Source organism: Bacillus yapensis (assembly GCF_005280205.1).
GTDB lineage: Bacteria > Bacillota > Bacilli > Bacillales > Cytobacillaceae > Robertmurraya > Robertmurraya yapensis.
Window position 1 is genome coordinate 1 of the sequence record NZ_SUND01000026.1, and the last position, 26,484, is coordinate 26,484.

Consider the following 26,484-nt stretch of genomic DNA (forward strand, 5'->3'; position numbering starts at 1 on the left):
ACCATCTTTCAGCTTTCGAACATGAGTTCAAAAGCATTATCCGGTATTAGCTCCGGTTTCCCGAAGTTATCCCAGTCTTACAGGCAGGTTGCCCACGTGTTACTCACCCGTCCGCCGCTAAGAATTAAAAGCAAGCTTTTAATTCTCCGCTCGACTTGCATGTATTAGGCACGCCGCCAGCGTTCGTCCTGAGCCAGGATCAAACTCTCCAATAAAGAGTAAGAATTAGCTCTTAAATTTTTTCGCGTTAGCGAAAATATTTTTCATTAAAATAAAACTAACGTTGACGTATGATTTGTTTAGTTTTCAAAGTGCAAATAGGATAATTTCCGTTAAGAAATTGTCATCCTTTAATTTCCTCATCGCTCAGAAGCGACTTTCTTAATATAACATGTGACGTTGTTACTGTCAACATCTTTTTAAAAAGAAATCCGTCGTCTAGAAAAGTAATTTTCAATACATTTCGTAGCGACGGATATTAATATAACAAGTATTTTTGCAAAGGTCAACACTTTTTGATGTTTTTTTAGGATAATTTTTTTGCAACGAAATAATATCGATGAAATACACCCTGCCCTTTGGTTTCTACATTCTTCACATTAATGAATCCACGGTCTATTAAATACTCAAGTAATATCCCTAGATCCACAGAATACTCTACAAGCTCTTCATGTGTGATCATATCATTAAACGCCCAGAATTCACGTTCCTCAAGAACTTCTATTAAATGAGTGATTCCTGCCTTTGTACGCGAATAAATAAGAAATTCACTTGCCAAGAAAAGAAGCTCAAGTCGTTTCTCCATTGTTTCATCACTGTTTACTAGCTCCACATAAAGCTTGTAAATTTCAGGTTCAATTTGCTTTACTTGATTCCAGACCGTGACCTCTGGGTGGAACCCATTTTCAATCACAGACAATCTTGCTAAGTGATGTAAAGAATGAATGACATGATTATACGCATCTAAATAGTGTTGGTTTTCAAAAAATGCTTTCCCATCCATATATCTGCGGATGAGTTTTGCAAATTCTAAGCCCATCTTAATTTTACGACCATAAAAAGGGAACTCTTTCATTTCCTCTTTTAATTGAGCTAAAAATTCATTTCGATCAAACACTACTTTTCCATTATACAACCAATCAAATATTCTTCTGTTCGAGCCAAGCAAAATCCACTCTCTTAGTTTTTTCTCAGTTATGATATGAAGTGCAGCTTTCTTGCCTTCATACGTGTAATGTTTAACAAAAAGCGGTTGTTCTGCTTCATTTACAATGATTAATAGGACGGTATCAAATGTATCAGTTGTTGGTATTGAATGTTGGTTCTTTTCTATTGTTAATACACCAAGTGTGTTCGGATGACTTGCCCGCTCTTGATATATCGGACGAAGAATGCCTTCCATCATCATTCCCCCCATTTTATTGTTAGCCTATATCTTCGACAATTCTAATTGATTTCCTGCTTAAATTCTAGACATATTTCGACACCCCCACCTCATTACCATTTATTTCAATGCTTTGAAATGGTATAGTATTGTTTTAGGAGGGTTCGATCATGGCTAAATATTCAAGTAAAATTAATAAAATCCGCACATTCGCATTAAGTTTAGTTTTTGTTGGATTCATCGTTATGTATCTAGGGATATTTTTTAGACAATCAGCTATTTTAATGACAATCTTTATGTTATTAGGCCTACTATCCATTATTGCAAGTACAGTCGTTTATTTTTGGATCGGCATGCTTTCGACTAGAACTGTACAGGTTAAATGTCCAAACTGTGAAAAACCTACTAAGATTCTTGGTCGAGTAGATATTTGCATGCATTGCAACGAACCATTAACTCTCGATCCGAACCTTGAAGGTGTAGAATTTGACGAAAAATATAATAGCAAAAAGAATGTTGAATCCTAATCATATAGTTTGTTCGTAAAATAGAAAACAACTCGGTACAATGCCCCGAGTTGTTTTTTTATATCGTGTTTCCATTTTCCTCAATCACTAAAAAAATAACTGATAGCTTCAACTATCAGTTAATGCGCGTCTTTCGCTGAACAATCAGGACACGTTCCGTAAATTTCCATTCTATGATGACTTACTTTAAAGCCAGTTACGTGTGAAGCAAGATGTTCCACTTCATCCAGACCAGGATAATGGAAATCCACAATTTTACCGCAAGATTCACAAATAACATGGTAATGTTGAGTGGTAATAAAATCGAACCGACTAGAAGAATCCCCATACGTTAATTCTTTCACTAGTCCAACTTCACGAAATACTCTTAAATTGTTGTAAACTGTTGCCACACTCATATTCGGAAATTTCCCTTCCAACGCTTTATAAATATCATCAGCAGTTGGATGCGACATCGAGCTTATTAAATATTCAAGTATCGCATGACGTTGTGGAGTTATTCTCACTCCAGTTCCTTTTAAGGTATCAAGTGCTTCTTTTAATTCATTATGTGACACCGCCATGCCACCTCTTTTCTAGTATAAATTCTTACTTTATAATATTTATAAATAGTGTACTAGGAAACAACTGTATTTGTCAATAATATCAACCCTTGAAGTATCAATATCTCACTAATACCCCCTTGATAAATCAATTCGATTTTTATAATTAACACCTTTTTTATTATATGTATGTAGATTTTGCTCAAATATTTCAAAAGCTCTTGGTAAATAATTCTTGGTAATGCTCGATAAGTGTGGCGTTACTGTTACATTTTCCATTTTCCAAAACGAATGCCCTTTCGGAAGAGGTTCCTGCTCGAATACATCTAAATAAGCATGAGCAATTTCGTTATTTTCCAAAGCTTTTAACAGAGTCTCGTCCTTAACTAAATCTCCTCTGCCAATATTGATAAAAACTGCTGTATTCTTCATGGCTTGAAAATGTTCATATGTTAAAACATTCGACGTTTCGTCAGTGCTTGGCAAAACGGATACAATGAAATCCGCTTTTTCTATTACTTCAGGCACTTCCTTCATTGTATATAATTCATCAACATAGTCGACCTGATCGCCACTACGGTTCACGCCAATTGTATTCATTCGGAACGCTTTCGCTAATCGAGCAATTTCTCCACCGATCGCGCCAACACCTAAAATGAGGATCGTCTTTCCACATAATTCAGCCATCGGAATTTTTCTGTCCCAGTTTTCATCCGCTTCTCTCTCCGACAACAACTTTGTTTGTTTTACATATTGAAGCATCGCTCCAAGTGTAAACTCTGCCATTGGAATCTTATGTACTCCTCGAGCATTTGTCACAAGTATCCCTTTTTCCTCACAAGCAGCTAGAGGCATTTTTTCTAGACCAGCAGACATGACCATAATCCATCTTAAGTTGCGTGCAGAATGAATGAGTTCCTCAGTTAAATCCTCTCCATATGTCATGAAGACTTCCGCTTCTTGAAAGCTTTCGAAAGCATTCTTCATTCCTTTAAAAAATTGAAATTGTATTTCCGGAAATTTCTTCTGGATGGCTTCTTGTAAAGCCTGTTCAGGTAAAAGTGATGAAACGATCTTCATGGATGCTCCCCCTTTTTTCTTTTATTATAATCGTTTGCATTAAAACAATGGTGAAAATGGTCAGAAAATTTCCACCAAAATTCTCAACAGATTTTTCACAAAGGCTCTTTTCTCATTGATAGTTGCTTTTTGTACAAAAAATCAATGAATTTAACTTTGTTTTAAATGATATCTGATCGTAAATCAATGAGAAAAGAGCTTGCAACTAGTTACGATGCACCAAATAACTATTTCTACGTTAAAATCGGCAGTAGGATTTTAACAACAACCTTTACGAAAACAGCCTTCACATAAAAAGAGCAGGTCATTGATGACCTGCAAGCAACATTTGTCTGAGGAGGTATGCCCTAATACATACATATTCAAAACTTGTTTATCGGAGTGGACATACGCACAAAATAAGAAAAATAGGCAATAATTGCAATAACTTTAAACTCCTACAACATTTGATACTCTATAAGTATTTGTCTCTTGCTCAAACGCAGGATATTCATGAAGCTTTCCTTCATATATAAGTTCTAAAATCGGAATATCCACAAAATCATCTGGTCGTATAAGCTCTGGACATTTTTTCATCAGATGTAAACCACTCTTCTTTAAAACTGTGGCCACAAACTGCGAGCATGTAAATGCGTTATCTCTTTCCAGTTTCATGTTCATCGCGATAGCAAAGATCCCCATTAAATTGTAACGATAATTCGCTGAGAAGCTTTCAAACTGGTAAATAATCTTTAATAAGCGAGTATACTGCTCCTCATTAACTGTGAGCTTGTACAAGACACATCTTGTTTCCTTCCGGTGAAAAAAGACACCTTGATCCATCCGTTCTTTCACAAATCCAGCAGAGAAAGGGTTATTATACACCTTTCTGCCAAAGCTATAAATATCGTTCAATTCCTCATCCAAGGCGATTGAGACGTGATTATAAGGAAATCTCGTATAGAGCTTAATCATTTTCGAAAACCAAGTACCTGTATCTGTTAGAAGAATATAGACTGTTTTTTCGGCCACTTTTTCACCTACCTAGATAATTTTTACAAGAATAAATAAGTACATAATTAATAGACGTATGAAATGCCCTAATTACTTCATTTTTTTGAAAAAATCCTTAAAAAAATTCATGAAGTTTGCTCAGCTGCGAAATTCCTAGACCATCAGTAGCATGTCCGATACTAGTCTATCCACATTCCCTGAGCACTTCAATTTTCTTAATGATAACATCGATTCGTACGCTTGTTTATTTAATTTTTGTTAAAAATGGTGGCAAATAATAGCATCAATTTGATAAATACCTATACACAAAAGGGCTTTACATCTTTGTCTTTGCCTTCTCAAAATGAAAAACAATTGTTTAGTTCGAAAGTATGACATAAAATAACTTGTACTATTTTTTTAGTTTAATACTTATATAGATATAGAAAGAAATGAATCAACAAGGAGAAAACGGAATGTATTTCGAAGGAAGTTACAACTACTCAATTGTCATCTTATCAATAGCAATCGCAATTTTAGCATCTTATTCAGCTTTAAGTATTTCAGCAAAGGTGGCTCATACAAGAGAAAAAAATCGACTTTTTTGGTTATTAGGCGGCTCCCTAACGATGGGTGGTGGCATCTGGTCTATGCATTTTGTCGGAATGCTCGCGTTCCACGTGCCTATGACCGTTAAATATGACGGGGTCCTTACTGCCCTATCCATGTTAACTAGCTTCCTATCTTCGTTTATTGCCTTTTATATTACGAAAGAACCGAAAAACAATTGGCTCAAAATGGTGTTCGGCGGGTTCATAATGGGCAGCGGTATTGTGACGATGCATTATATGGGCATGGAAGCAATGATTATGCCGATGGAAATGACTTATGATCGAAATCTATGGATACTGTCCGCAATTATCGCTTTAGTCGCTTCTTATTCAGCTTTATTCTTGTTTTTGCGTTTCCGAAACCAATCATCAGCTAGTTGGTTAAAATGGTTATCCGCCATTACCATGGGTTTCGCGATCAGCGGGATGCATTATACAGGAATGAAAGCAACAAAATTTCATTCACATCATGAGATAGCAATGGATTCCAGCTCCTCTGTGAATCTTTTTTTATTGTACGGAGTTACTATAACGATAGTGTTAATCTTACTTATCTCTCGGGCTGCCATATTCTTCGACCGAACTGTTTTAGAGAAAATGGCTTATCAGGATAATATAACTGGTTTACCAAACCGCAATGAAATGAATCGTTTTTTCGATACGTATGTCGGAAACAAACGTTTTGCTGTATTATTTATCGATTTGGATCAATTCAAAGTAATTAATGACACGTTGGGCCACAATATAGGAGATATTCTCTTAAAAGAAGTCGGTTGTCGTTTACGTAAGTTTTTGCGAAACGGGCAGCAAGTTTATCGAATAGGCGGCGATGAGTTCTTGTTAATCGTTGAAGATGGCGATCAAAAACAAGCAGAGAATTTAGCTACTGACATTCTGAAAAGTATCAAAGAAGTCTATCGAATTGAGGGAAATGAACTTTATATTACCGGAAGCATTGGGATTAGTATTAGTTCAATCAAAGAAACAGATCGTTCGATGTTGCTCAAGACTGCAGACACAGCCATGTACACTGCTAAGAACTCAGGAAAAAACCAATACAAAGTGTACAATGAGCAATCTGGTAACACCGAGATTCGAAAAATGGAATTGCAAAAAGATATGCAGTGGGCCTTGGATGCTGAACAGTTTTACGTTGTCTATCAACCAAAATGGAATGTGCAAACAAATAGTCTAGTAGGCTTTGAGGCCTTACTCCGCTGGAACCACCCAAGATTAGGCGTGGTTTCTCCTGGTGAATTTATTCCTATTGCCGAAGAAACAGGTCTGATTGTTTCCCTAACCAAATGGACATTAGACGAAGCTTGCCGTCAATGTAGAAAATGGGAAAGTCAAGGATCTGTTAACCCGATATCGGTTAATATCTCCATACGACTTTTTCAAACCGATACTTTAATAGATTTCGTAAAAGATGTATTAGAAAAAACTGAATTAGCTCCTCAGCTTTTAGAATTAGAAATCACTGAATCCATGGTTTTCCTAGATATTGATGATATCATCCGCCAGCTTCATGCCATCCGTTCACTTGGAGTGAAAGTCTCGATGGACGATTTCGGTACAGGATATTCATCAATCGGTTTACTAGATCGAATTCCTATAGATTCCCTAAAATTAGATCGACTTTTCACCAATGATCTTGAGACCTCTAGTAAACGAGCAATTATTAATGCCATCCTAGTAATGGCAGCCGAACTGAATTTGGATGTTATTGCAGAAGGTGTTGAAAGCCAGAAACAAATTGAGTCCTTAACTGAACTAGGGTGTAACATCATGCAAGGCTATTATTATAGTAAGCCGATGAAAGTCGAAGAAATCGACCCGTGGATTAAATCAAGAGTACTCCAATAGAAAAACGAAGCTACCCCTTATCGGATAGCTTCGTTTTTTATGATAGATTTTCCTTAATAAATTGCAGCGCTTCTTCTACATGTCCGCTGACTTTTACTTTCTCCCAAACACCAGCTACTTTTCCTTCTTTATCAATGATAAAAGTAGAACGTTCAACACCCATGTATTCTTTACCGAAGTTCTTCTTTAGCTTCCATACACCGTATTGCTCTGCTACTGCATGATCTACATCTGCGAGCAAAGTAAATGGTAAACCATACTTCTCGATGAATTTTTCATGGCGAGCGACTGGGTCTGGACTCACACCTAATACAACCGCATCTAATTCCTCGAAGCTTTTATGCTGGTCCCGAAAATCGCAAGCCTCTGTCGTACAGCCCGGTGTCATATCCTTCGGGTAAAAATAGAGCACAACATTCTTCCCGAGATAATCGGAGAGCTTGACCAGTTTTCCATCACTTGCAGGCAATTCAAAATCTGGTGCTAACTGACCTTTTTCAATCGTCATATGTATTCCTCCGTTTCGAATTACGATATTTTTTAGCGTATCGAAATGAGAGAGGAAACACAAGCATTTAGGACTTCTCCATATCCCACACCGTTCTTGCCACAAAGGCGGCAGGAATCGTGTAGCCAATTAACGCTTCTGACACAGCAATAATTCGACCAATTCCAATGGGAGCAATATCTCCATAGCCAACTGAGAACAATGTAATCGCACTAAAATAGAGACCCGTCTCTAAACGAGCCAAAAAGATATTCTCAGATGGAATGTAGCCATCATCTAAAACAGCATAACCATGCAATTCCAACATGATATACATCAATCCGAAACTAATCATAACCGTGGCATAAATGGATGCTAAAAAGAAGAAGTTTTCTAAGGAAACTCGTTTTCCCTTTATTTTATACGGTGTAAAAAGAAGCCGTACACTACTCGCGATACAAATGATGATTAAGATTAACGAGGTGTAAAATACCATCCTATCCCTCATCTCATGCAAAATTTATCTCTTTTATTTATACGTACCTATTCTTTTTTATAGAACTGCTTGTCTCTTAAGGCACTGTCAAAACATTCTTCACAAAAAAGTGCTAAAATGGTTCATGGATATTATTTTTAGGAGGATCAATATGCATTTCACAAATTCCGAACGGCTACATGAAGAAGCCTTACAATACATAGTTGGAGGGGTGAATAGCCCTTCACGTTCTTATAAAGCAGTTGGCGGCGGTGCTCCCGTTGCAATGGAAAGAGCAAAAGGTGCTTATTTCTGGGATGTAGATGGCAATCAGTACATCGATTATCTAGCTGCCTACGGTCCAATCATCACAGGACATGCCCATCCACATATTACGGAAGCAATTAAAAAGGCAACCGAGTCTGGTGTTTTATATGGAACACCAACACCTCACGAAGTAAAATTCGCAAAAATGCTTCAGGAAGCAATGCCGAATTTAGAAAAGGTTCGTTTTGTTAATTCAGGTACAGAAGCAGTGATGACGACAATCCGTGTGGCTCGCGCTTACACTGGAAGAGATAAAATTATTAAGTTCGCTGGCTGCTATCACGGGCATTCAGACTTAGTTTTAGTTGCGGCAGGTTCTGGCCCATCTACATTAGGAACGCCTGACTCTGCTGGAGTTCCGAAAAGTATAGCTCAAGAGGTTATTACCGTACCATTCAATGATATCGAACCATTTAAAGAAGCTCTTAGCAAATGGGGCGACCAAGTAGCAGCGGTATTAGTTGAACCAATTGTTGGGAACTTCGGAATTGTTGAACCTAAGGAAGGTTTCCTTCAACAGGTTAATGATCTGACTCACGAAGCTGGAGCACTTGTGATTTATGATGAAGTAATTACGGCATTCCGTTTTATGTACGGTGGTGCACAAGATTTATTAGGCATTCAACCTGACTTAACAGCAATGGGTAAAATTATCGGCGGCGGTCTTCCAATCGGAGCTTACGGCGGAAAGAAAGAAATCATGGAAAGTGTCGCTCCACTTGGTCCAGCTTACCAAGCAGGTACTATGGCCGGAAACCCTGCCTCCATTTTATCTGGAATCGCTTGTTTAGAAGTATTAAAACAAGACGGTGTATACGAATATTTAGATGAACTTGGAGCGATGCTTGAGGAAGGCATCGCAACTGCAGCGAAGAAGCACAATATTCCTATTACCATCAATCGCTTAAAAGGCGCGCTTACTGTTTATTTCTCAAACGAGAAAATCGAAAATTACGAGCAAGCCGAGAATACAGACGGAGAAATGTTCGCAAAGTTCTTCAAGCTTATGCTTCATCGCGGGATAAATCTTGCCCCTTCTAAATACGAAGCCTGGTTCCTAACAATTGCCCATACAGCAGAAGATGTTGAGGCAACCGTCCATGCTGTTGATCATGCATTTTCTGAACTAGCAGGAGAATAAATATTCATATTTTATACATTACGGAGCGTGTTATCGCTCCGTTTTTTTAAAACTTTATACATTGAAACCGTTTACATAGTGGGTTTTTATAGGGAATTATTACCTGTTTTTAAAGAAAAAATTATCCATCTTTTTGTATAATTAATTGATTTCTGAAAATTCTCATGATATAATAGGAATATTATTTGGCTACTTTTGATTAGGTTGTTTTTTCTATTTAACAACCTTCAAAAGTGAGAGCAAAGGTTTTTTACAGCTTTCAATATGTATACTCTCATTTAACCCCTGGTCTGACTGGATTTTATAAGAGATTGGTTTGAAGATTTTTGTAAGATTTTCTTACAAAATGATCCGAATAAAACAGTCGACCTTGTTAAGAATTTTTACAGGAGGTGAAAGGCTATTAAGGTTCATCCTTAACAAAGCCAATTTTTAATGACTAATCAACAATGGAGCCCCTCACTTTTTAAAGAATTTCACCGCCAAGAGCACGATGCTTGTGGAATTGTTGCCTCTCTAGAAAAAAACAATACTCCTACTCGCGAAAATATATTTAATTGTATTAATGCTCTTGTCACAATGAATCATCGCGCTGGTTTTATTAACGGCGAAGGCGATGGTGTTGGAATTCACGTCGATATCCCAAGAGCCCTATGGAAAGAAAAACTAACAAAGAACGGTAGTGACCCAAGTCTTGTTGATCAGGATGGATTTGTCGTTGGTCACATCTTTATTAGTAGAAAAGATGATCCTCAAAGTATTAAGAATCAATTAACTACTAAGCTTGCAAACTATAATCTAGACATTCTTTTTGAATCTGAAGAAGTAACAGATGCTTCTGCACTAGGACCTATTGCCATTCAGGAGAACCCTGTTTTTTGGCAGATTGCCTGCTTAAGCGATGTGACTGGTCAAGAGCTTTCTAAAAAGCTTTTTGAATTAACTGTTGAAATGGAATTAGATGAAGCTGTTCACGTGGCTTCACTCAGTCAGTACCATGCTGTATATAAGGTAATGGGTGCTGGAGACATTTTACCGAAATATTATGAAGACCTTGCGAATCCAATCGTAGCTTCAACGATTACATTAGGACATAACCGCTATTCAACAAATACATTATCAAGCTTCAATCGTGTACAGCCTTTCACAATCCTTGGACATAATGGGGAAATCAATACGATTGCCAAGCTTCGTGATGAGGCAAAAATGATTGGTGTGCCGCTTGTCAAAGATGGCAGTGACTCACAGGATTTAAGCAGAACGATTGAAACGCTTATCTGTCGTGATGGCTATACTTTATTCGAAGCGTTGGATTTACTTTTCCCACCGATTATTAACGAAATTAAAGCATACCCTACTCACCTTCAAGATTTATATGTATATATGCGTGAAGCATGGGGACATTTTGCTCAAGGACCTGCGGGTATTATTTCTCGCTTTGGCGATGAGGCTGTATTTAGCGTTGATGCACTCGGATTACGTCCGCTTTGGATGCTTGAAACGGAAAAATCTTATTTGTTCTCGTCAGAGCCAGGGATCATTCCTTCAAGCGAATACGTCAATGATCCGAAACCACTTGCTCCTGGGGAAAAAGTCGGTTTTAAATGGGATGGCGATGTATTAAAAGTATATGAGCAGAATGATTATCAAGCGACTGTATATGAGAGATTTGCACAAAAAGTGAATCTTGAGAATGCTAGAAAGAGACTTTCCGTTCCGAAATTAGAAAAGACGGTATCTGTCACATATCCGAAGAAAATCCATAACGGACAATACAAAGCATTTGGTTGGGAGCGCGATCATATTCAGCTGCTTGAACAAATGGCTGAAAAAGGCGTCGAGCCTATTCGTTCCCTTGGTACGGATTCACCACTTGCTGCAATCAATCCAAATCGGAAAAACGTCGCTGATTTTATCAAGGAAAGTGTAGCCGTTGTTACAAACCCTGCGATCGACCGCGATCGCGAATCTGAACATTTCTCAACTCGTACCATTATCGGTCGCCGCCCTACTTTATTTGCGAAAAATGACCCAGGTACAGTGATTGAACTTACTTCCCCTCTTCTCGTTGAGGGTGCAGCAGGATTTGAATGTTCAGCAGAATTGCAACAGCCTAGCTATGATCAAGTAACAGCTCTTTTCCAAAAAGAAAATCTATCTGCCTATTTATCTGCGACTCTTAATAAAGAAGAAACCGTTCAGGAAGCTTTAGATCGTCTTCAAAAGGAAGTCGTATCTGCTGTAAAAGATGGTAAAACACTAATCGTTGTAGATGATGGTCGTGCCCATATGGATGACCAATTATGGCTTGACCCACATTTAGTGATTTCTACTCTTGATCAAGCGTTAGTGAAGGAAGAGCTTCGACGCGATTGTTCAATTTTATTACGTTCAGCAGCAATTCGCTCTCTACATGATATTATTCTAGCGTTCGGACTTGGTGCCGACTTAATTAGCCCATATTTTATGTTCATGACCGTACTTGATGAATCTACGAAACCACTAATGAATCTATATTCTGCTTTAGTTAAAGGTTTAGAAAAAGTCATCTCTACGATCGGAATCCATGAGCTTCGTGGCTACGGCAGACTGTTCTCAGCGATTGGATTAAATGAAGAAGTATCGAATGTACTCAATATCGTGAACTTCTTTGGTTCCGATGAGCTTGGCTATAATTTTGAGACCATGAAAGAAGACGCGATTGCAAGAAGCGTGGATTACGAAAACGAGAAAGAAAGAGTTGGAAAGTCTTTCAACCTTTTCCCACGTGTGTGGAAAGCGATTGGCGATGTTGCTACAAGTGGAGATTACACGGCTTATCGTGAAAAAATCACAGAGCAAGAAACAGAGAATCCTACAACGATTCGTCATTTAACGGGGTTTAAACAATCTAGTTCAGCTGTTTCTGTAAATGATGTAGATATTAGTGTTGGCGAGCATAGCTTACCATTTATCATCTCATCCATGTCATTTGGTTCACAAAATGAGATTGCCTTCCGTGCTTATGCAGAAGGTGCAGACCGTCTTAACATGGTCAGCCTCAACGGTGAGGGTGGAGAAATTAAAGATATGCTTGGAAAATATCCAAGAACACGTGGACAGCAAGTTGCCTCTGGTCGCTTTGGTGTCAACGCTGAACTCTTGAACTCATCTAATCTATTAGAGATTAAGATCGGTCAAGGAGCAAAGCCTGGAGAAGGTGGACATTTACCTGGTTCTAAGGTGACGGAAAAAATTGCAGAAGCGAGAAATGCTACAATCGGCTCTGACTTGATTTCACCATCTAATAACCATGATATTTACTCCATTGAAGATTTAGCACAAATGATTCATGAGTTAAAAACTGCCAATGATAAGGCAAAGGTTTCCGTCAAAGTTCCTGTTGTTCCAAACATCGGAACGATTGCTGTCGGTATTGCAAAAGCAGGAGCAGATATCATCACCCTCAGCGGTTTCGATGGCGGTACTGGGGCAGCTAGAATTCATGCCTTACAATACGTTGGTCTTCCAGTTGAAATCGGCGTAAAAGCTGCACATAATGCATTACTTGAAGCTGGACTTCGCGGTAATGTTGAGCTTTGGGCAGACGGCGGGATCAAGAGTGCCAGTGACGTCTTAAAAGTGATGCTACTAGGTGCAAACCGAATTGGCTTTGGTACTTTATCGATGATTGCGATTGGCTGTACAACATGTCGAGGCTGTCATTTAGATACTTGTCACGTTGGTATCGCAACGCAAATCGAGTCTGAAGCTCAAGCGAAGGATCATGGATTAAGAAGATTCGTTCCAAGACAATTAGACCTTGCAGTTCAAGGGATTATGAATCTCTTTACTGCTTTTGGTAATGAGTTAAAGGAGCTTACAGCTTCATTAGGCTATAAAAATTTACAAGATATCGTTGGTCGTTCCGATTTACTTGAGCAAGTAAAAGGTCAAGACCAGCTGAACTTAACTTACTTGTTGAAGACTCTTGATATTAGCCAATTTGAACAAAAAGAAGCAGCTGCTGCTTCTGAAACAACACAGCTGCAAATGGCAGTTGGCGCAGAATTTTTAGATGCCAATGTTGGTGAGCTTCAACAATCTCGCGAATATCACAGCGTTACTTCCGAGCAAAGAGTTTTAGGAAGCCGTGTTTCTTGCCACCGTGTACGCGGACGTCTTGATGGCTCCTACAAGAACTTACCTGCTGTAGAGCTTAAGTATAAGAACGGTTCTATTCCTGGAAACGGCCTTGGTGCTTACAACAGTGAAGGTATCAAAATCGAAGTCGCTGGTGGTTCTCAAGATGGTACTGGTAAGACTTCCTTTGGCGGACAGATTCTTATCTTCAAGTCTAAAGGAAAAAATGGCCAATACTATAATGGTTCCGTTGGGAAAGGATTCGGTTATGGTGCACAGCATGGTTTATTAGTTGCCCAAGGAAATGCCGATGCTCGTGCAGGAATTAGGCTTTCTGGAGCTGATATCATTATCGGTGGCCAAGTGAAGAATCCAATTCCGGCTGTTGAACAAGGGAACATTGGTTCAAGAGCAAACATTAAAGGATTCGCCTTTGAATACATGACAAATGGTCGTGGCTTAGTATTAGGAGATCCAGGTCCATGGCTATGTGCTGGGATGACCGGTGGTGTCGTTTACTTAAGACATCAACCTGAATTAGGCTTAACAAAGGATGCCCTACAAAGACGTATTGCCAAGGGAGCAAAAGTTTCCCTTACAGGTTTAACGGAAAAAGGAGTTTCTGATGTAACTGAGCTTCTTGGTCAATACGTAGATATGTTAAAAGCACAAGGTCAAGTTGAAGAAGCAGCAGAATTAGCTCTTCTCCTTCAAACACCTGAAGAACACTTTGTTCAAGTAGTACCAGTGAAGGAACAAGCAGACCCATCAGTTTCTACAGAGTGATATTTGATGATTTAGTTGAGCGCCCGCACATTTGAATGTGCGGGCGTTTTTTGTTTGTTGATTTTGGTGGGCGCGGTGAGACTTATAGGGTGTCGTTTGGGATCCGTCTGATTTGTCGGTCAGCTATAGTTGCCTTTAGGTGAATCTTGGTAACCAACCTGATTTGTCGGTCAACTCGTACAGATTCATCCTCATCTTGGCGTGCAAATAACATTTGTCGGTCAACTCGTACAGATTCCTCCTCATCTTGGCGTGCAAATAACATTTGTCGGTCAGCTCGAACGGATTCCTCCTCATCTTGGCGTACAAACCACATTTGTCGGTCAGCTCGAACAGATTCACCCTCATCTTGGCGTACAAACCACATTTGTCGGTCAGCTCAAACAGATTCTCCATCATCTTGGCGTACAAACCCTCCCAAACCAACAAACCTAGGCCATTTTATACACCATCAGGCCAACCTACAAAATTACCCAATGACTCAATTCCCCAAAATTCGGAAACATTATTAAAAACACAAATACGTAAATAGTACTATCTTCATGCATTGAGAAATTTTTTCTATTGTTTAACAATGGAAAATGGTTTAAAGTATGTATACACGTCTCAACCTTGGGAAGTGTTATTTTTGTGTAAAAGAAAGGATATATTTATTTATGAAGCTTGGTGCCCGCATATTTAAGACGGGAATTGCAATTGTTTTATCTCTTTTACTAGCTGAGGTGTTTGAACTACCCTCACCTATTTTCGCTGGGATTGCTGCAATTTTCGCGGTTCAGCCAACCATTTATCGATCCTATCTATCGATTATTGAGCAGATACAGGGTAATATTATTGGTGCCATTATTGCTGTTACCTTCGTACTTACGTTAGGAAATAACGTTGCGATGATTGGTCTTGCAGCCATTATTGTTATTACCATTAACTTAAAATTAAAAATCTCGAATACGATAAGCTTGTCCCTCGTTACATTAATCGCGATAATGGAAGCTCCTGGAGATGGATTCATTGAGTTCGCGATTATTCGATTCTTAACGATTATGCTTGGAATTCTATCTGCTTTTGTTGTGAACCTAGTGTTCTTACCTCCAAAATATGAAAACAAGCTATACTTTAGAATTGCCAATATTACCGAGGAAGCAACAAAGTGGATCCGAATTAATTCTCGACATGCGTCAGAGCATACTTTTTTAAAAAAGGATATCGAGAGAATTAAGGACGATTTAACGAAGCTTAATCAGCTCTATCTCATGTATAAAGAGGAACGAAGCTATTTCAAGCGGAATACGATTGCGAAGATGCGAAAGCTGGTTATTTACAGACATATGATTGCCACAACAAAAAAGGCGATTGAGATTCTAAAGCGACTACATCGATTTGAGAATGATGTCACGAACTTACCAGAAGACTTTCATTTAGAAATTCAGCATCAGCTTGATTATTTAATTGATCGCCATGAGCAAATAATGCTGAAGTTTATAGGTAAAGTTAAGCCACAGACGGCAAATGATGATGATCGACTTTGCTTGAACCGTAAGGAATTATTTGGTCTTTTTATAGCAAAGCAGAAAGAAATTGATTATGAATACGATGTAACGTTCTTTCATATCATGCAGCTTATTTCCTTTATTATCGAGTACGATGAGCATCTGGATCATTTAGATGTCTTAGTGACGAGCTTCAAGTCTTATCATAAGAAGGAAAATGAAGTCAATATCGAGGAACCTGTGCAAGAGTAAAGCAGCTGAATTTTCAGCTGCTTTTTTGTGTTCTAATTTTTCATACGTGGATCGAGTGCGTCTCGCAACCCGTCTCCCATTAAGTTAAATCCAAGTACAGTTAGCACAATCGCTAAACCAGGGAAAAACAATGTCCATGGTGCTTGAGTAAGAAATGCTCTAGCATCAGAAAGCATTTTCCCCCATTCAGGATTTGGAGCTTCTGCTCCTAGTCCTAAAAAACCTAGTGCTGCTGCTTCAATAATCGCAGTTGCAATCGCTAAAGTTCCTTGAACAATAATTGGTGCTATACTATTCGGCATAACATGGTGAAATAGAATCCGACTATTTTTCATACCCACTGCTTTTGCTGCAAATATGTATTCCTCTTGCTTGACACTTAATACTCGCGAGCGAATAAGCCGACCAAAATTCGGTATGTTAATGACCGCAATCGCAATTAAAGCATTTCTCAAGGATGGTCCAAGCACTGCCACAATGGCAATCGCTAATAAAATACTTGGGAATGCCAACAAGATATCAAAAAATCTTGAAATCACTGAATCGACCCATTTGCCATAGTATCCAGCAATAATTCCTAATAAACAACCGACTACAATAGAACCCATTACTGCTAAGAATCCAACCCAGAGTGAAATTCTTGATCCATAAACGACCCTCGAAAAAACATCTCGTCCAAAGTCATCTGTTCCAAACCAATGCTCACTTGAAGGTGCTTGTAATCGATCGCTGGCCGTTAGCTTCTGTTCATTGATTCCTTCTGGCGCAATGTATGGTGCAAAAATCGCTAAAAGGACGAAAAATAATACAATGAAAGTCCCGATCACCGCTAATTTATTTTTACGAAAGCTCCTCCATGCCTCTAGCCAAGGGGAGACAGCTTTATCTTCAGCTGGTTCGATTGGTACCTGAATTTCTTTATTCGTTGAAAGTTCCATATTCTCTCCCCCTTACTAATTGTATTTAATCCTTGGATCAATTGCGGCGTAGAGCAGGTCGACAATTAAGTTAATCGTCACGAAAATAACAGCGATAATTAAGATACCAGATTGTATGACTGGATAATCACGGTAGTTAATTGCGTCATAAATATATCGTCCGATTCCAGGCCAACTGAAAATCGTTTCTGTTAAAATCGCTCCTCCGAGTAAGAGTCCTGTTTGCAGACCGATAATTGTTAATACAGGAATAATGGCATTTTTCAAGGAATGCTTGTACACAACCCAAAACATTCTTAAACCCTTTGCTCGTGCAGTACGAATGAAATCAGATTTCATTACTTCAAGCATCGTAGAACGGGTAATACGCGCAATGATCGCCATTGGAATCGTTGCCAAGGCAAAGCTTGGCATCACCAAATGCTTCACAACTTCCCAGAATTGATCCATCCTTCCTTGTATCAATGTATCAAGAATATAGAAGTTCGTGATTGATTCAATCGGAGCTCGTACATTTTCTCTACCTGAAGTCGGCAACCATTCTAAATTAATGGCAAATACCCATTGCTCCATTAATCCGAGCCAGAATATCGGCATCGAAACACCAATTAATGCTAGAATCATCGCCACATAATCGAACCAAGAATTTTGGAACCAGGCGCTGATAATCCCTGCATTCACTCCGATTACAATCGCAATAATCATGGCACAAAAGGCAAGCTCAGCAGTTGCAGCAAGGAATGGCCAAATTTCCTCGTTAATCGGTGATTTTGTTCTTAATGATTCTCCCAAATCCCCGGTAAATAGGCCACCAAGATATTGAAAAAATTGTGTGTACCACGGTTGATCGAGTCCAAGCTGTTTTGTTAATTCCGCGACTGCTTCTTTTGTCGCTAATTGTCCCAATATAATTTGAGCAGGATTTCCGGGAATCGCACGAATCATGAAAAAGACGATTAATGTAAGTCCTAATAATACCGGAATCAATGACAAGAGTCGTTTGATTGTATAAGAAAACATATATACACCTCTCTTGCAAGGGAATGAGACTCTTATAGAAAGCTCTTTTTCAAAACGTTTTGCTTGGAAAAATAGCCTTCTATAAGAGTAGGATAACGAAGAGGGAGTCACAAAATCGAGCTCCCCCCTCCTCATACCTTACCTATTGTTTGATTTCAACAGATGATAATAAATCTGAACCTGTTGGATGTGGCAAGAAGTTAATTACATTCTTACTGGCCGCAAGTAATGGCGTAGAGTGAACTAAAGGAATCCATGGTGCATCATCTTTAATAATGACCTGTGCTTGCTTATAAAGTTCTTCACGCTCAGCTTGGTCAGAACTTGCTTGTGCTTTTAATAAAAGCTCATGAACTTCAGCGTTCTGATAGTAAGAATAGTTGTTAGAACCGATTGAATCTTGGTCTAATAATACATATAAGAAGTTATCAGCATCGCCATTATCACCAGTCCATCCTAGTAAGAATGTATCCGCTTCTCCCTTCGCCGCTTTATCCAAATAAGTACCCCACTCATAAGTAACAATCTTGGCTTTTACACCAACAGCTTCAAACATTTTTTGTAGAGCTTCTGCTACCTTTTGTCCTTCAGGCATATATGGTCTTGCAACTGGCATAGCCCATAGTTCCATCTCAAATCCATCTGGGTATCCAGCTTCTGCAAGTAATTCTTTTGCTTTTTCAGGATCATATGGATAATCTGCAACATCAGGATTATATCCAGCAATAACTGGAGGCATTGGGTTAACCGCAGGATCTGCAGCTCCAGCATAGAATGCATCAATGATTTGTTCCTTATTAACTGCATAGTTCAATGCTTGACGTACTAGCTTATCTTTTAATGGTCCACGTGTAGAAGTTAATCCAAGATAACCTACGTTTAAAGATGGACGTTCAATAACTTGTAGATCTGGATTGCTTTCGATTGTTGCTTTATCGCTGAAGTTGACTCCATCAATTAAATCCGCTTCCCCTGTAGCTAAAGCATTTAAGCGTGCAGAGTTCTCAGGAATAACTGTGAAGATAACCTCATCTAGCTTTGGTAGACCTTCTTGCCAATAATCTTCATTTTTAACAATTGTGATTCGATCATTTTCTTTCCATTCTTTAAACTTGAATGGACCAGTACCAACTGGATTCTTGAAGAAATCATCACCAAATTCTTCAAGCGCAGCCGGGCTCGCAATTCCGAACGGTGACATTGCTAAGTTTTTGTAGAACGGTGCGATTGGTGCATTTAATTTGAATTCAACTGTATACTCATCTACCGCTGTGACAGAATCAATCTTGTCTCCGAATTGAGATGTGTAATAAGCAAATTGCTCTGCATCTCCTGCCTTCCAACGTTCGAAGTTGAATACAACAGCTTCGGCATTGAAATCTGTTCCGTCGTGGAATTTAACGCCTTCGCGAAGATTAAGAGTGTGTGTTAAACCATCTTCACTTGGTGTCCAATCTGTTGCTAGTCCAGGTTCAATTTCAGTGTCCTGAGGACCAAAGTTGACCAGTGTTTCATAAAGGTTATCTGTTACCCTAAATGCTTCACCTTCAGTCGTAATTGCCGGATCAAGAGAAGTTGAGTCTCCCCCACGAGCAAAAACTAATTGTCCACCAGAAGTTGCTTCTGTTTCTTCAGCTGCATCTCCATCTTCTGCAGGCTCATCATCTGTACCCGCTGATGAATTACAGCCAACTAACGCTAATGAAATCAGCAGCATCAATACTAATGCCCAAATACCTTTAAGCTGTTTCATGATATTCCCCCAATTTATAGTATTTTTTATCATCAATGCTTACTTGTTATATAAGTGACAAGCAGCAAAATGACCTGGCTCAATCTCCACCAATTCTGGTCTAGTCGTTTTACATACTTCCATACATGCACTACATCTCGTATGGAACGCACAACCTAGTGGAGGATTTGCTGGACTTGGTAGATCTCCTTTTAATAGCTCCTTTTCCTGCTGCAAATCTGGGTCTGGAATTGGAATCGAAGCTAGAAGTGCCTTCGTATATGGATGCAAAGGATTTTCATAGAGTTTATCTGCTTCCGTAATTTCTACTAATCTACCTAAATACATCACCCCGACTCGATCACTAATGTGCTTCACGACACCAAGGTCATGGGCGATAAATATATAGGTTAATTGAAATTCTTTTTGTAAATCTTCGAGTAAATTTAAAACTTGTGATTGAATGGAAACATCCAACGCAGATACTGGTTCATCGGCAATAATGAGCTTCGGCTTCGTCATTAACGCACGAGCGATCCCAATACGTTGTCTTTGTCCACCACTGAATTGATGCGGATAACGCTTCGCATGGTAGCTATTCAAGCCAACGACCTCAAGCATTTCTCTTACTCTCCGTTTTCGCTCTTCTTTATCTTTCACCCCATGAACAATGAGTGGTTCTTCAAGGATCTTCTCCACGGTATGACGTGGATTTAATGAAGCGAATGGGTCCTGAAACACCATTTGGATTTCTTTTCTCATTCGTCTCATTTCTTCTGCCTTCAGCTTAGTTAGATCCTGCCCTTCAAATTCGACTGTTCCTTCTGTTGGCTCTAGTAGTCTCATTAGAACTCGACCAGTCGTCGACTTTCCACAGCCAGATTCACCAACTAAGCCAAGTGTCTCTCCTTTTTTAACAAAGAAGCTCACATCGTCAACAGCCTTCACTTCTCCAACTTTTCTGCCTAAAACTCCGCCAGTAATCGGGAAGTATTTTTTCAAATTATCTACTTTTAATAAAACCTCAGACATTAATTTTCACCTCCTGCTGCATGGAGGAAGCAACGGACATGATGCCCATCAGCAGCTTTGTATAAAGGTGGATCTTCAACGAAACAACGGTCGTGTACATTCGCACATCGCGCTGCAAAGCGGCAGCCTTGCTTGATAGCACCTGGCTTCGGCACATTCCCTGGAATCGAATAAAGTCTTTCCTTTTTCTCTCGTACATCAGGAATTGATTCTAGTAAACCAACTGTGTACGGATGCTTTGGATTTTTAAAAATGTCTCGGACACTTGCCTCTTCCACCACTTTGCCAGCATACATGACAATAACTCGTTGACATACTTCCGCCACAACCCCTAAATCATGGGTAATCATAATGATCGCTGTGTCGAGTTTTTTATTTAAGTTTTTCATTAAGGATAAAATTTGAGCTTGAATGGTTACGTCTAATGCGGTTGTTGGTTCATCAGCAATCAAGAGCTTCGGGTCACATGAAAGAGCCATCGCGATCATGACCCTTTGCCGCATTCCACCTGATAACTGATGTGGATATTCCTTCATGATTTGCTCTGCTCTTGGCAAACCAACGAGCTTTAGCATCTCTACCCCGATTTTGAAGGCTTCTTTCTTGTTTACTTTTTTATGTAAAATAATTCCTTCTACGAGCTGATTCCCAATTGTGAACAATGGATTTAAAGAGGTCATTGGTTCTTGGAAAATCATCGCGATGTCATTTCCTCTGATTTCACGCATTCTTTTTTCAGAAGCAGGTACTATATCTTCACCATTTAAGAGGATTTCTCCGCCAACAATTTTTCCTGGAGGCTGAGGAATGAGCTTCATAATCGATAAGGATGTTACACTTTTTCCACATCCGGATTCGCCAACAATCCCGAGGATTTCTCCTTTATTTACAGAGAAACTAATATTATCTACTGCAGGAACTTCACCATCTGAAGAGAAAAAAGAGGTTTTTAGTTCTTTTACATCTAAAACTGGAGCTTGAGTCACACTTTTACTCCTTCCTTTGTTGCTTTCTGATTTTTCTAATATTGTCCATTTTATAAAAAAATTTTCAATTCGTCTACTATTTATCTGAATTATTATTAAATAACAAATTTTCTTATTAATATAATTTTTAAGGGAAAACCCTATCATTGTTAGGTTTTATCGCTTTAAAATACTATTGCAATAAACTTTTTTTCCAAAATAAAAAGCACCCGATTTGGGTGCTAAAAATTAGTGCTCTAATTGTTGAATTTGAAACAACTTATGATAATTTCCTTGTTTCGCCATTAGTTCCTCATGACGACCAATCTCGACAATTTCTCCATTTTCAATCAAGACTATTCGATCAGCATGAGTAATCGTGGATAGACGATGGGCAACGATAAAGGTTGTTCGCTCCTTCGCAAGCTTTTCAAGTGCCTCTTGAATTAAATGCTCACTTTCGAGGTCCAGTGCTGATGTTGCCTCATCTAGAACAAGTATCGGTGGATTTTTAATAAATACTCGCGCAATCGCAACACGTTGCTTCTGCCCACCAGAGAGCTTCACGCCACGTTCACCAACTTTTGTATCGTAGCCTTGAGGCAAATTCATTATAAAATCATGCGCATTAGCCGCCTTTGCTGCCTCAATCACTTCTTCATCAGTCGCATTTGGTTTTCCAATTAAAATATTCGATTTAACGGATTCACTAAATAGAATATTGTCTTGCAGAACCATCCCAATTTTATCCCTTAAGGAACGAACCTTGAATGAACGGATATCTGTTCCATCAAGAAGAATCCTACCTTCAGTAACATCATAAAATCTCGGAAGCAGACTCACCAACGAAGACTTTCCTCCGCCACTCATTCCCACCAGGGCAATCGTTTCCCCTTCCTTTACATCAAGGGAAATATTTTTTAAAATCGTCTCTTCATTTTCTTCATAAGAAAAGCTCACATTTTCAAACTGGATATGCCCTCGTACATTTTCACAAGGAATCGCGTTAGGACTGTCATCAATATCATATTTTTCATCAATTAATTCAAACATACGGTCCATCGAGGCAATTGATTGGGTTAAGGTTGTCGATGAATTGACAAGTCGTCTTAATGGATTATAAAGACGATCAATATAGGCGATAAATGCGGCCATTTCCCCGATCGATAAATCTCCTCGGATCGCTTGGTACCCGGAAAAGCCGATAACAAGTAACGGAGCGATATCGGTAATCGTATTAACGACAGCAAAAGCCTTCGCATTCCACTTCGTATGATCGATTGCTTTTGTTAAGAAATTGTTGTTTTGCGCATCAAATCGTTTTTGCTCTTCATCTTCAATCGCAAAACTTTTAATAACCGGCATCCCTTGAACACGCTCATGTAAATACCCTTGAACCTCCGCAAGGGCCTGTGATCTTTTTCTCGTCAGCTTTCTTAAATTGCCAAAAAAGTAGCGCACAGAAAAAGCATAAAACGGAAAGAGTATAAGGGAAACAATCGTTAATTCTATATCCATCGTCATCATGATAGCCACAGCAATCGCAATCGTGGCAACATCTAACCAAAGATTCATAAGTCCTGTAATAACAAAGGTTTTCGTCTGCTCCACATCATTAATGACACGAGAGATGACCTCTCCCGCTTTTGTGTTGGCATAATATTTAAAGCTTAATTTTTGAATATGTGTAAAAAGCTGATCACGAATATCGTAAAGAATTTTACTCGCGGTCCATTGAGCAAAGTACTGGCGGTAATACTCAATCGGCGGTCGTAAGACGAGAAAAATAACGACCATAATGGACATGACCATCACGAGTTTGCCCGTTTTTTCATCAGCTGTTAGCTCAGGATTTTGCACAATGTCATCAAGTACAAACTTGATGAGCAACGGAATCAGCAATGGGATTGCAAATTTGACGATCCCAATAAGTATCGTTCCAAAAATTTGGACCTTATATGGCTTAACAAAATTCATGTACCTGCGTATGCTGTCCAACCTGTTCCCCCCTAGTTGAAAATAAAATTACGAATAAAAACCTGTTGAATCAAGATCAACAGGCGTTTTTTACTACTTATTTAGCGTCTGTAAGTTAAGTATCGTTCATACCAAATGTCGATAAAATCCGGTGCGAACGGTCCTTTCCCTTGACGGATCCAACGAATCAATTTATCCACATTTGCCTTTAATATTTGATCAATGACTTCTGGATATTTCATTTCCTTACGATGTCTTTCATATTCATCCTCGTCAAGCAAGTTGAAAGTCATATCAGGAAAGACTTTTATATCTAAGTCGTAGTCTATGTACTTTAATGCTTCCCCATCAAAAATAAATGGAGAGCTCAGATTGCAGTAATAATAAATTCCATCTTCACGAATCATCCCAATGATGTTAAACCATAGCTGGGAATGAAAATAACATATCGCAGGCTCTCTTGTGACCCACGTTCTGCCATCAGATTCTGTTACGATTGTCCGATCGTTTGCACCAATGACTAAATTTTGTGATCCCTTTAGAACCGTTGTCTCATCCCATACTCGATGAATATGTCCATTGTGCTTATAACTATGAATTTGTATTGGTTCACCCTCCATAGGTACGTCCATTGTTTCTCCCTACTTTCATTCTCCGAACACTCTAAAACCTTTATTTTTAAAATCGGCCTGTCCAGTTTCTCTTTCTATATATTATAACGGTAAAAGTCAGAATTTAAAACAAAGAGCCATTGAAATATTTCAATGACTACCTTTTATCACCCTATTGGTTGCGATTATCCTACTGTACTTACTTCTTGATAAGATTCAATCAATTCCTCAGTTTGTTTTTCAAATGTTTCGTGAATCTCCTTCAATTCTGCCTTCATTCTCGCGATATCTTCCTGGATACTTTCTAGCTTTGTCTCTTGTTGAAGAGCTTTTAGTTCATCCTCTAGAGCTTGGCAACGTTCTATTTCTGATTGAAGGAATAATAATTTTTCCATTGTCTCCATTTGTTCATTTACTAAACGGTTAAACTTATTCATGTTTCACACCGCCCTATAGTCGTATTCATTCCACGCTTTTAATATATTCGAGGGATGAACCACTATTCCTTTGACTAGTTATGTAAGGTTAATGGAAGTTTTGTCGATTTTTCTGTAGTGAAACAAAATTAAAAGCGAGCCCTTTTCAACGTTGAAAGAAAGGGCTCGCTCTTCTAAGTATATGTTCTCGTTAGGATTGACCAGCTTGGCCGGAACCTTGAGATTTTTTAGCTTCTGCTTGTTGGTTCGCTTGTTTTACTTTTTGAACGTCTGTTTCGCTACCAAATTCAGTACCGAATTGACCTTGTGAACCAGCTGATGCTGATTGAGCATTTTGCTGACGCACTTGTTGAATGTTAGTTCCAGATTGAGAATTGTTTGGCTTTGCCATCATTATCACCTCCACGCATATTAATTTATCCATGCGTAGAGATTACTATCCATTTATTTTTTTGGAAAAAATTAGTTAGACAAGCAAAGAAATTCCACCGTCAACAATAATCGTTTGGCCCCTAATCATACTTGCTTGATCGCTAATTAAGAACATAACAGAATTCACAATATCGTCAATTTCAACCATTTTTCCCGCAGGTGTTTTCTCTCTTGCCTCGGCAAGGAGTTCCTCTCGATTCGGGAAGGATTTCAAGGCTTCTGTGTCAACAGCTCCACCAGAAACCGCGTTGACGACAATATTTTTCTCCGCTAATTCAACAGCTAGATAACGTGTAAGAGCTTCAACAGCTGCTTTAGAAACACCAACTGTTGTATAGTTCTCAAGATAACGAATCGCCCCTAAGGAACTGATGCTGACGATTTTTCCGCCACCGTTTCTCTCCATTAACTTCGCCGCTTCTTGGGCACAAAAAAGAAGGGCTTTACTATTGATATTCATTGTCCAATTCCAATGGGATTCTTCAAGCTCCATTACAGGTCGTTGAACACCTGAAGCAGCGTTGCTCACAAATACATCGAGACGTCCAAATGCTTCATCAATTTCTACAAACATTTGCTTGATTTTTTCTACGTCTCCTACGTTCGCCTTTATGAGTAGCGCTTTACGACCAAGCGCTTCAATTTCAGCTGCTGTCTCTAATGCTGCTGTTTTGCTTCGTGCGTAATTGACAACAATATCGTAACCTTCTTTTGCTAATCGAAGGGCTGTAGCTTTCCCAATTCCACGACTACTACCTGTAACTAATGCAACCTTTGTCATGATGTTTGATTCCTTTCTTCTCTTTTGTATTCATTTTAGACATTAAATGAATAGATATCAACATGGAATACATACAATATCCTTAGAATAAATGAGTTCGAGGAGGTTTCTTGAATGTATTCCGGACGAGATATGACAGAACTTTCGATGATGTCCAAAGCAGATTGGAATGATAACGAATTAGCTTACTTTCATCATTCATTTCAGCAAATTATGCCGTATTTAAATTCAGAGGGTCACAGCATCCATCTTGAAATCATCGAGGAGATTGAAAATCGTGGTGGAATTAAGGGTGATCAATGAGTTTGTTTTGATGGGTGCCTGCTTTTGGGACGGAACTTGCTTGCACTTGAGATTCTGTCTTGCATTTTTGATATGGGTGACAGATTTTGAGTTTCCACCTGGCATTCTGTCACTCATTCTTGCTTTACGTGACAGATTTTCTCTCTCTACCAACGATTCTGTCACTCATTCCTGCTTTGCTTGACAGATTTTCTCTC

Annotated in this window: 24 protein-coding genes and 1 rRNA gene; 7 read left to right on the forward strand and 18 right to left on the reverse strand. The window is 38.9% G+C overall.

Annotation, left to right across the window (positions count from 1 at the left end):
* Together FAR12_RS21785 and FAR12_RS21790 are read right to left on the reverse strand one after the other, a co-directional pair.
* Nucleotides 1-215 (reverse strand): 16S ribosomal RNA (locus FAR12_RS21785); the annotation flags it as partial.
* 311 nt (nucleotides 216-526) lie between these two features.
* A complete protein-coding gene (locus FAR12_RS21790; protein WP_126410869.1) occupies nucleotides 527-1,402 on the reverse strand; it encodes a nucleotidyltransferase-like protein in 876 nt (291 codons plus the stop codon).
* Nucleotides 1,403-1,554: 152 nt separating this feature from the next.
* Here FAR12_RS21790 and FAR12_RS21795 point away from each other — a divergent pair, with 152 nt between their 5' ends.
* Nucleotides 1,555-1,911, forward strand: coding sequence for a YgzB family protein (locus tag FAR12_RS21795; protein WP_126410870.1), 357 nt, complete (start codon nucleotides 1,555-1,557; stop codon nucleotides 1,909-1,911).
* A gap of 119 nt (nucleotides 1,912-2,030) precedes the next feature.
* On the opposite strand, the gene perR is transcribed toward FAR12_RS21795, so the two are convergent.
* Nucleotides 2,031-2,468, reverse strand: a complete 438-nt coding sequence (gene perR, locus FAR12_RS21800; protein ID WP_170209270.1) for a peroxide-responsive transcriptional repressor PerR — start codon at nucleotides 2,466-2,468, stop codon at nucleotides 2,031-2,033.
* 114 nt (nucleotides 2,469-2,582) lie between these two features.
* Nucleotides 2,583-3,533, reverse strand: a complete 951-nt coding sequence (locus FAR12_RS21805; RefSeq protein WP_126410872.1) for a D-2-hydroxyacid dehydrogenase — start codon at nucleotides 3,531-3,533, stop codon at nucleotides 2,583-2,585.
* Nucleotides 3,534-3,698: 165 nt separating this feature from the next.
* On the opposite strand from FAR12_RS21805, the gene FAR12_RS24040 reads away from it, so the two are divergent.
* Nucleotides 3,699-3,827: a hypothetical protein gene (locus tag FAR12_RS24040; protein ID WP_281275709.1), complete on the forward strand. Its 129-nt coding sequence runs from the start codon at nucleotides 3,699-3,701 to the stop codon at nucleotides 3,825-3,827.
* 135 nt (nucleotides 3,828-3,962) lie between these two features.
* On the opposite strand, the gene FAR12_RS21810 is transcribed toward FAR12_RS24040, so the two are convergent.
* Nucleotides 3,963-4,544 carry a hypothetical protein gene (locus FAR12_RS21810; protein ID WP_126410873.1) on the reverse strand — a complete coding sequence of 194 codons (582 nt, stop codon included), beginning with the start codon at nucleotides 4,542-4,544 and terminating at the stop codon, nucleotides 3,963-3,965.
* Between the two features lie 437 nt (nucleotides 4,545-4,981).
* Here FAR12_RS21810 and FAR12_RS21815 point away from each other — a divergent pair, with 437 nt between their 5' ends.
* On the forward strand, nucleotides 4,982-6,982 hold the full coding sequence (locus FAR12_RS21815; protein ID WP_126410874.1) for a bifunctional diguanylate cyclase/phosphodiesterase: 2,001 nt from the start codon (nucleotides 4,982-4,984) through the stop codon (nucleotides 6,980-6,982).
* Between the two features lie 37 nt (nucleotides 6,983-7,019).
* Here the strand turns inward: FAR12_RS21815 and bcp are convergent, their stop codons facing one another.
* Together bcp and FAR12_RS21825 are read right to left on the reverse strand one after the other, a co-directional pair.
* Nucleotides 7,020-7,490: a thioredoxin-dependent thiol peroxidase gene (bcp, locus tag FAR12_RS21820; protein ID WP_126410875.1), complete on the reverse strand. Its 471-nt coding sequence runs from the start codon at nucleotides 7,488-7,490 to the stop codon at nucleotides 7,020-7,022.
* Nucleotides 7,491-7,557: 67 nt separating this feature from the next.
* Nucleotides 7,558-7,965, reverse strand: coding sequence for a potassium channel family protein (locus FAR12_RS21825; RefSeq protein WP_126410876.1), 408 nt, complete (start codon nucleotides 7,963-7,965; stop codon nucleotides 7,558-7,560).
* A gap of 151 nt (nucleotides 7,966-8,116) precedes the next feature.
* Here FAR12_RS21825 and FAR12_RS21830 point away from each other — a divergent pair, with 151 nt between their 5' ends.
* Together FAR12_RS21830 and FAR12_RS21835 are read left to right on the forward strand one after the other, a co-directional pair.
* A complete protein-coding gene (locus FAR12_RS21830; protein WP_170972294.1) occupies nucleotides 8,117-9,412 on the forward strand; it encodes a glutamate-1-semialdehyde 2,1-aminomutase in 1,296 nt (431 codons plus the stop codon).
* Nucleotides 9,413-9,847: 435 nt separating this feature from the next.
* Entirely contained in the window at nucleotides 9,848-14,320 is a 4,473-nt protein-coding gene (locus tag FAR12_RS21835; protein ID WP_126410877.1) for a glutamate synthase-related protein, read from the forward strand.
* An 82-nt stretch (nucleotides 14,321-14,402) separates the two neighbouring features.
* Here the strand turns inward: FAR12_RS21835 and FAR12_RS21840 are convergent, their stop codons facing one another.
* Entirely contained in the window at nucleotides 14,403-14,687 is a 285-nt protein-coding gene (locus FAR12_RS21840) for a hypothetical protein (RefSeq protein WP_126410878.1), read from the reverse strand.
* A gap of 289 nt (nucleotides 14,688-14,976) precedes the next feature.
* Between FAR12_RS21840 and FAR12_RS21845 the strand changes: the two genes are divergently transcribed.
* Nucleotides 14,977-16,059, forward strand: coding sequence for an FUSC family protein (locus FAR12_RS21845; RefSeq protein ID WP_126410879.1), 1,083 nt, complete (start codon nucleotides 14,977-14,979; stop codon nucleotides 16,057-16,059).
* Nucleotides 16,060-16,091: 32 nt separating this feature from the next.
* Here the strand turns inward: FAR12_RS21845 and FAR12_RS21850 are convergent, their stop codons facing one another.
* The 10 genes from FAR12_RS21850 to fabL all read right to left on the reverse strand — a co-directional run bounded on the left by FAR12_RS21850 (nucleotide 16,092) and on the right by fabL (nucleotide 25,984).
* The gene (locus tag FAR12_RS21850) at nucleotides 16,092-16,997 is read right to left on the reverse strand and encodes an ABC transporter permease (RefSeq protein ID WP_126410880.1); all 906 of its coding nucleotides are present in this window, start codon (nucleotides 16,995-16,997) and stop codon (nucleotides 16,092-16,094) included.
* Nucleotides 16,998-17,012: 15 nt separating this feature from the next.
* Complete coding sequence (locus FAR12_RS21855; protein ID WP_126410881.1) at nucleotides 17,013-18,017, reverse strand: ABC transporter permease; 1,005 nt, start codon at nucleotides 18,015-18,017, stop codon at nucleotides 17,013-17,015.
* A 142-nt stretch (nucleotides 18,018-18,159) separates the two neighbouring features.
* Entirely contained in the window at nucleotides 18,160-19,770 is a 1,611-nt protein-coding gene (locus tag FAR12_RS21860; RefSeq protein ID WP_126410882.1) for an ABC transporter substrate-binding protein, read from the reverse strand.
* A 39-nt stretch (nucleotides 19,771-19,809) separates the two neighbouring features.
* Nucleotides 19,810-20,781 (reverse strand): ABC transporter ATP-binding protein, encoded by a 972-nt coding sequence (locus FAR12_RS21865; RefSeq protein ID WP_126410883.1) that lies wholly within the window; start codon nucleotides 20,779-20,781, stop codon nucleotides 19,810-19,812.
* The gene (locus FAR12_RS21870) at nucleotides 20,781-21,767 is read right to left on the reverse strand and encodes an ABC transporter ATP-binding protein (RefSeq protein ID WP_126410884.1); all 987 of its coding nucleotides are present in this window, start codon (nucleotides 21,765-21,767) and stop codon (nucleotides 20,781-20,783) included. Before FAR12_RS21870 ends, FAR12_RS21865 begins: the two co-directional genes overlap by 1 nt.
* Before the next feature lie 228 nt (nucleotides 21,768-21,995).
* Nucleotides 21,996-23,744 (reverse strand): ABC transporter ATP-binding protein, encoded by a 1,749-nt coding sequence (locus FAR12_RS21875; RefSeq protein ID WP_126410885.1) that lies wholly within the window; start codon nucleotides 23,742-23,744, stop codon nucleotides 21,996-21,998.
* Between the two features lie 80 nt (nucleotides 23,745-23,824).
* The gene (gene ntdP / locus FAR12_RS21880) at nucleotides 23,825-24,355 is read right to left on the reverse strand and encodes a nucleoside tri-diphosphate phosphatase (protein ID WP_126410886.1); all 531 of its coding nucleotides are present in this window, start codon (nucleotides 24,353-24,355) and stop codon (nucleotides 23,825-23,827) included.
* A 164-nt stretch (nucleotides 24,356-24,519) separates the two neighbouring features.
* Complete coding sequence (locus FAR12_RS21885; protein WP_126410887.1) at nucleotides 24,520-24,771, reverse strand: YgaB family protein; 252 nt, start codon at nucleotides 24,769-24,771, stop codon at nucleotides 24,520-24,522.
* A 190-nt stretch (nucleotides 24,772-24,961) separates the two neighbouring features.
* Nucleotides 24,962-25,165, reverse strand: coding sequence for a gamma-type small acid-soluble spore protein (locus FAR12_RS21890; RefSeq protein ID WP_126410888.1), 204 nt, complete (start codon nucleotides 25,163-25,165; stop codon nucleotides 24,962-24,964).
* A 72-nt stretch (nucleotides 25,166-25,237) separates the two neighbouring features.
* Entirely contained in the window at nucleotides 25,238-25,984 is a 747-nt protein-coding gene (gene fabL / locus FAR12_RS21895; RefSeq protein WP_170972297.1) for an enoyl-[acyl-carrier-protein] reductase FabL, read from the reverse strand.
* Nucleotides 25,985-26,098: 114 nt separating this feature from the next.
* Between fabL and FAR12_RS21900 the strand changes: the two genes are divergently transcribed.
* Entirely contained in the window at nucleotides 26,099-26,287 is a 189-nt protein-coding gene (locus FAR12_RS21900; protein ID WP_126410890.1) for a hypothetical protein, read from the forward strand.
* The last annotated feature ends 197 nt before the right edge of the window (nucleotides 26,288-26,484 follow it).